Origin of the sequence: Rickettsia endosymbiont of Culicoides newsteadi, from assembly GCF_002259525.1 — a bacterium.
Classification (GTDB): Bacteria; Pseudomonadota; Alphaproteobacteria; order Rickettsiales; family Rickettsiaceae; genus Tisiphia.
Genome location: NZ_MWZE01000058.1, coordinates 1 through 7,063, shown reverse-complemented (window position 1 = coordinate 7,063; position 7,063 = coordinate 1). Strand labels below are relative to the sequence as shown.

Below are 7,063 nucleotides of genomic sequence, written 5' to 3'. Positions count from 1 at the left end.
CTCTTAAGAAAAATAAACCTTCCATAAATTGCAATTTCGACTTTCCTCTAAATTATAACCTTATCCCGAATTGACGTAATATGCAAAAATTATCATTTCAACAAATTATCATGACCTTGCAAAATTATTGGCAGGATTATGGCTGTGCAATTTTACAACCATATGATGCTCACGTTGGAGCTGGCACTTTTCACCCTGCCACTGTATTACGAACTCTTGGTAAAAAACCTTGGTTTGTAGCTTTTGTTCAGCCTTCTCGGCGTCCTCATGATAGTAGATATGCCATGCATCCTAATAGAATGCAGCATTATTATCAATTTCAGGTTATACTAAAACCATCTCCTGACGATATACAACAACTATATTTAAAAAGCCTTGAATGTCTTGGTATAGATTTGCAAAAACATGATATTAGGTTTGTTGAAGATGATTGGGAGTCTCCTAGTCTTGGAGCTGCCGGACTTGGTTGGGAAGTATGGTGTGATGGTATGGAAGTATCGCAATTTACTTATATGCAACAAATTGGTGGTATTGATTGTCGCCCAGTGGCTGGTGAGATTACTTATGGTTTAGAGCGTCTGGCACTTTATATACAAGGTATCAATGAAGTTAAAAATATTGACTGGAATGGTCAGGTTGGAGAAAAAGCTTTAACCTATGGTGAAGTAGATTTTGCTGCTGAAAAGCAATTTTCTAAGTTTAATCTAGAATTAGCTGACACAGCAATATTATCTCAGCATTTTATTGATAGTGAAAAACAATGTAATGAATTAATTGCCGCAGATTTACCGTTACCAGCCTATGATTATTGTATTCAAGCTAGCCATCTTTTTAACCTGTTAAATGCTCGGGGAGTAATTAGCGTAACAGAGAGAGCCTCTTACATACTCAGGATACGTAATTTGGCAAAAATATGCTGTCATAAATGGTTAGAACTAGAAGATAAAGAAGAGTTGATATGAGTGAGTTATTATTAGAGCTTTTTAGCGAAGAGATACCAGCTTTGATGCAAAAAAATGCAGCCGAAGTTTATAAAACTATATTTACAACAATCTTACAGGAAAGTGAGATTGTTGCTGATGTTCAGGTATTTATTGGACCTAGGCGTATTGCTATATATATTACAAATTTACCGAAATTTATACCAGCAAAAGAAATTATCATAAGAGGACCAAAAGTTTCGGCAGCACAACAAGCTATAGAAGGATTTTGTCGAGCAAATAATATTGAGCAAAATAAATTGTCTACGCTATTAGTGCAAGGGCAATTATATTATATAATAGTAAAGAGTACCGCAGAAACCGATATACGAATATTATTGCAAGAGATAATTCCTAAAGCAATTAGTAAGTATATTTGGTCAAAATCTATGTATTGGGGGAATTATGATATAAGTTGGATTAGACCGCTTAGGAATATTTTATGTATATTTGATGGTGAAATACTAGCAATTAAATATGGGCATTTGACGGCAAATAATATTACTTTTGGGCATAGGTTTCTTAGTTCCGAACCGATTGTTATAGGCAGTTTTTCTGAATACCAGAACAAGCTACGGGAAAGTAATGTCATTATTGATCAACAAGAACGCAAGGAGATAATAAAAAATCAGCTATCAGAAATAACCAAACCACTTAATTTAGTAATAAAAGATGATGAGAGATTATTAGAAGAAGTAACAGGGCTAGTAGAATTGCCAGTAGTTATGGTCGGTAAAATACCTGAGATATTTTTAATGTTACCTAGTGAAGTACTGATTAGCTCAATGCGTACCCATCAGAAATATTTTAGTACTTTTGACCAGGCTGGTAATTTCGCTCCTTATTTTCTTTTTGTTAGTAATATGCGACATGATCAAAATATTATAGTAAGTGGTAACGAAAAGGTATTGGCTGCTAGATTATCTGATGCTTTATACTTTTATCAGCAGGATTTGTCTAACAGCTTAGAATCTAGATTATTAAAACTTGAGCAGATAACTTTCCACGCAAAGATTGGTAATATAAGACAAAAAACGGAGAGAATCGCTAATATTTGTAATTATATAATGTCAGGAAGTCAGGATTTGCAAATAGCAGCTAGAATTTGTAAAAGCGACCTAACAACTGAAATGGTAGGAGAATTCCCCGAATTGCAAGGTATTATGGGATATTATTACGCCAAATCTGAAGGGTTAAATGATCAGATTGCCTTGGCAATAAGAGACCATTATAAACCACAAGGTCCATCGGATAGTTTACCAATGGGGGATACTGCAATATTGGCTATTGCCGATAAATTGGATAGTTTAGTAGGTTTGATATTAATAGGAGAAGAACCAAGTGGCTCAAGAGATCCTTACTCACTTAGACGACAAGCATTAGGTATTATTAGGACAATTTTAGCTAATAAACTAACTATTAATATTAAGCAATTAGTGGCGTATGTAATTCAGCTATACTCTGAAGAGAACATAACATATAATAAAAGTAGTCAGATAATTTTAGAGTTTTTAGAAGAGCGAGCCAAGTATTATTTCAAAAATCATTATGATCTATCGTTAATTAATGCCGTGCTTGATTTTGATATTGAAGGAGATTTAATGATTAGCGAAATAAAGCTTAGTGCTTTACAAAAGTTTCTAGCTGGATCTGAGGGTAAGAATTTATTAACTATTTACAAAAGAGCAAATAATATACTAGAAGGTAATAATATAGCAGGAGATGTTAATCAAGAGGCTTTTATTTCACCATATGAGCAACAATTATTTTTATCGTTGGAAAACGTTTCTAAGCAAATAGACATATCCATTGCCGAAAAGGATTTTACTAAAGCATTTAGAGGACTACTGGAAATGTTGAAACCTATCAATGATTTTTTTGATAATTTGATGGTTAAAGATGAAGATCGTAAAATTGCTAATAATCGTTTATTGTTATTAAAAATGGTTACACAATTATTTAATAAATTAGCAAAATTTAGTGTTTTATGATTAGTACAAATGAATTAGATTGGTGTCTTAAACGCCATTGTGAGGAGTCGTTTTTTGGTTCAATCGTCATTGCGAGAAGCCACTTTGGTGGCGACGAAGCAATCCATATGATAAGCTTCATGGATTGCCACGCTCACGTACGTTCGCTCGTAATGACCTTTAAGTTAGGCAATTAGGGAAAGGAGATAAATGTTGACGACAAAATTACCCACTAAATTGAGTTATGTAGCAAGTCTATTAGATCAGGCTGCCAAATTTATTAAATCTGGTAATATAGTAGCCTTTCCCACAGAAACAGTATACGGACTTGGAGCAGATGCTAGTAATGAGCAAGCTTGTCAGAAAATTTTTAAGGTAAAAAAGCGTCCAAGCATAAACCCTCTGATTGTTCACGTGGCAACCATGAGCCAAGCTAAAACTATCGGGGAATTTAATGCAGATGCTCTTAAATTAAGTGAAGTATTTTGGCCTGGGCCTTTATCGATTGTTGTGCCATTAAAAAGTGAAGCCAATATCGCTAAATCAGTATTAGCCGGACTAACAACGGTTGCACTCCGTATACCATCGCATAATATTGCTTTGGAGCTAATAAGAAAATCTGACACACCGATAGCGGCACCTAGTGCTAACCCATCAGGTTACATTAGTGCTACTACTCTAGATCATGTAAAAGAGCATTTTTCAGGTGAGAAAGATGTTTTTATTTTAGAAGATAATTCGAGTGATTATAAGTGTCAATATGGTATAGAATCAACCATAGTAGATAGTACTACTAATAACTTAACTATTTTGCGAGACGGTTTTATTACGTTGGAAGCGTTAGAGAAGGTTCTTGGTAAGAAAATAGACAAAGCTCTTTCCTTGATACAAATTAAAGCCCCAGGGATGATCAATAAACATTACTCACCAAAAGTGAAAATGAGACTGAATGCAGAGAGTTTGGAAGCTAATGAGGTAGGTCTTAATTTTGCTAATAGTAAGCTGGATGGCAATTTCTCGCTTAATTTAAGTTTAACTGGAGACTTAATTATCGCTGCTAGCAACTTATTTGCCAGTCTTAGAATATTGGATAATTATGCAGAATTAAATGGATTAGCAATTGCCGTTGCCTCTATCCCACAAATTGGTATCGGTGTTGCAATTAATGACAGACTTAAAAGAGCGGCAATAAAATGACCTCTATATTTACTAAATTAAAACAGGTATTAGTCAATAGTTCCAATAAAATATCTTCGGGCATTGACCAAATATTTTATAAAAAAAAACTAGATGAGCAAACTTTAAGTGAATTAGAGGAGTTGTTAATATCGGCTGATATAACTGCTTCTGTGGCAATAGAATTGGTCAATAAACTAAGAGCTATCAAATTTGATAAAGAAGTAAGTAGCTTGGTAATCAAAGAGCAGCTTGCCAACATTATCGAGCAATTATTGATCAAGGCTAGTAAAAATTTTGAATTACACGATAAAAAGCTTAATGTCATATTAGTCTGTGGCGTTAATGGTTCAGGAAAAACTACCACCATAGGTAAGCTGGCTAGTATTTATCGTAAACAAGGTAAGAAAGTAGCAATTGCCGCTTGTGATACATTTAGAGCCGCCGCTGTCAATCAATTATCTAGCTGGGCTGATAAAAGTGGTTCAATGTTTATCACCGGCGAAGAATCAGCTGAACCTGCTAGTGTTGCTTATCTTGCTATGCAGTCTTCCATAAAAAATGATGTGGATATATTATTTATTGATACAGCTGGTAGGTTACATAACAAGAAGAATTTGATGGAAGAACTTGCCAAAATTGTTAGGGTTATTAAGAAAATTGATGATAAAGCTCCCCACCATAGTATATTAGTAATTGATGCAACTACTGGACAAAATATCTATAACCAAGTCGAGCAATTTACCGCTATTGCTAATATAACAAGTCTGATAGTTACTAAATTAGATGGTACGGCAAAAGCTGGTGTAGTGGTTGGTGTGGTGCAAAAATTCGCCTTACCAGTATGTTTTTTAGGGATAGGAGAGAAGGTAGACGATTTAAAGTCGTTTGATCCGGCTGCATTTGCTAGTAGTTTAGTAGGGAATTAAATTGGCATCATTGCGGGGAGCTACTTTAGAACAATGAAGCAATCCATAACAAAAATCCAGATGTCACCCCTGCGTAAGCAGGGGGCTAGATTCCGCACCGAAGCGGGAATGACAATTTATGGATTGCTTAGCTTTAGGAGGCTGTCTCCGATAACTAATTAATTAGTTATTGCAGCAACCTCCTTAGGAAATGAAAGAAAATAAGCAATATCGCAAAAATAATGAAAACAGCTATTAGTGAAACAAAAAAATCTGTTATATTATAGTAGATATAACTGAATTTAGAGTAACTTGTTATATCGAATTCAGGTTATAGTTAATTCGATATAATTACTAATTAACAGGCACAATATGGCAGATATACTCAATTAACCTGAAGAGTTGCAGAAATGGTTAACGGTAATAGTTTGGAAATTATCATTTATTAAGGTACGTAACCTATCTTTATAATCGGCGATGTTGCTAAAAAATTTGTTTATTGCTTCCGAAAATTGTTCGAAATTGGTAACTAGCATTATCACAGATTAAATATATTCTTTCCTTGTCACTATTCTCCTCTTCCAATCTCTGTAGGAAATTAACTATCTGCTCCCCATTTATTTTGGGGTTCTCTGTGCTTACTAACTGTAAATTAACTAGGTTAATAGCACCAATCATGTGCTTTCTTCTCCAGCCACTGAATGTTGGTAAGGTCTTATCTTGGTTCTTTCTTATCCAACCGCACCTTGCCTTTGCTTGATACTGAGGATGAACACCGTCCATAAAATATATGGCTTCCTTATCTCTGAGATTCCCTTTTAGTAAACTGTAGTTTAACTTAAATAATTCTTGCTTGTCAAAATCCAGCTTAGCTGGTACTACTTTCGGCTTCTTGTAAACAAACCCCAGTTTGTATAGTAATTTTGTTACTCCCGTTATCGTATATGTCACACCATATTTGTTCTCAATGTGATGCATGATATCTTTAGCATAAACATAATTATTTGCTTCTAGGTGATTCACTAATTCTGCCTGCTCAACATCATTTAATTTGCTTGTGCTACCTCCGTTGTTGGTATCAAGCTTATTGGCTTTTTTGATAATCAACAATATGTTTTCTTATCGCTTCGTGGCTCAGGAGTAGTACCTTAGCAATCTCTACATTACTATACCCATCGTCATACATCAAAACTGCCTTAATACGATCACGTATCCTTCCGTCTCGTTCTGTTTTATGACGTTCCTTCAATTTTTCTCTTTGTTCTTCTGTCAATACATTCTTGCTCATAATATCATATACTCTATAATATCTCTACTATCTTTGCAACCCTTCATTTATTAGTAGTACATTATGCCGTCATTAGCGAGGAGCCACTTTGGTAGAGACTAAGCAATAAATTGTTATTCCCGTCCATTATTGTCATTCTTAGCAACGACGGGAATCTAGCCCCCTACCTACGCAGGTATGACACTAATACTACAGTTGTAGATTGAATGTGAGTGTTCACGGAAAAAAGGTTAAAGTATAAGATGTCATTGCGAGGAGGTTGCCAGACCGACGAAGCAATCCAGGAAAGTGATTAGAAATGGATTGCTTCGTTGACCTTACGGTCTCCTCGCAATGACTCTTGGTGATCAGGTTTTTTTATTCATCACAAAAAAATCGTGAATGCTCACATCTAAACTACAACTGTAGTACTAAGCAGAACAGGTACGACATACTGGATTGCTTCGTCGACCTACGGTCTCCTCGCAATGACGTATAAGCCTATATAGTCAATTCAGGGGAATTTGGGGCTAGGAACGATGGAGCGACGCCTATAAGTAATAGGCGAGCGACAAGTGACAACGTCCACAACTTCTCATCAATTGACTATATGCCTAAGATACCTTATCTATTTGATATTCTAGAGCCACTTCCTTACCGCAAAAAGCCATAGCGATTTTGATGGTTTTCTGAACATGAGAGTATTCTTTTATTTTAGCCTCATATCGTTTTTTTGCTATTTGCTCTAGCCCTTCTCTGGCA

6 protein-coding genes are annotated in these 7,063 nt (G+C 35.3%); 4 read left to right on the top strand and 2 right to left on the bottom strand.

Going from position 1 to position 7,063, the window contains the following annotated elements:
* Window positions 1-80 precede the first annotated feature (80 nt).
* From RiCNE_RS04770 to ftsY, 4 genes are all read left to right on the top strand, one after another.
* Window positions 81-962 (top strand): glycine--tRNA ligase subunit alpha, encoded by an 882-nt coding sequence (locus RiCNE_RS04770; RefSeq protein ID WP_094649462.1) that lies wholly within the window; start codon window positions 81-83, stop codon window positions 960-962.
* Window positions 959-2,971: a glycine--tRNA ligase subunit beta gene (glyS, locus tag RiCNE_RS04765; protein ID WP_094649461.1), complete on the top strand. Its 2,013-nt coding sequence runs from the start codon at window positions 959-961 to the stop codon at window positions 2,969-2,971. Before RiCNE_RS04770 ends, glyS begins: the two co-directional genes overlap by 4 nt.
* Before the next feature lie 216 nt (window positions 2,972-3,187).
* On the top strand, window positions 3,188-4,147 hold the full coding sequence (locus RiCNE_RS04760) for an L-threonylcarbamoyladenylate synthase (protein WP_239832701.1): 960 nt from the start codon (window positions 3,188-3,190) through the stop codon (window positions 4,145-4,147).
* A complete protein-coding gene (gene ftsY / locus RiCNE_RS04755) occupies window positions 4,144-5,055 on the top strand; it encodes a signal recognition particle-docking protein FtsY (protein WP_094649459.1) in 912 nt (303 codons plus the stop codon). Before RiCNE_RS04760 ends, ftsY begins: the two co-directional genes overlap by 4 nt.
* 462 nt (window positions 5,056-5,517) lie before the next feature.
* Here ftsY and RiCNE_RS04750 read toward each other — a convergent pair whose 3' ends face one another.
* Together RiCNE_RS04750 and RiCNE_RS04745 are read right to left on the bottom strand one after the other, a co-directional pair.
* The gene (locus tag RiCNE_RS04750; RefSeq protein WP_157905683.1) at window positions 5,518-6,144 is read right to left on the bottom strand and encodes an IS630 family transposase; all 627 of its coding nucleotides are present in this window, start codon (window positions 6,142-6,144) and stop codon (window positions 5,518-5,520) included.
* Window positions 6,119-6,322, bottom strand: coding sequence for a helix-turn-helix domain-containing protein (locus tag RiCNE_RS04745; protein WP_094649457.1), 204 nt, complete (start codon window positions 6,320-6,322; stop codon window positions 6,119-6,121). The genes RiCNE_RS04750 and RiCNE_RS04745 overlap by 26 nt, the downstream gene beginning before the upstream one ends.
* Window positions 6,323-7,063 lie beyond the last annotated feature (741 nt).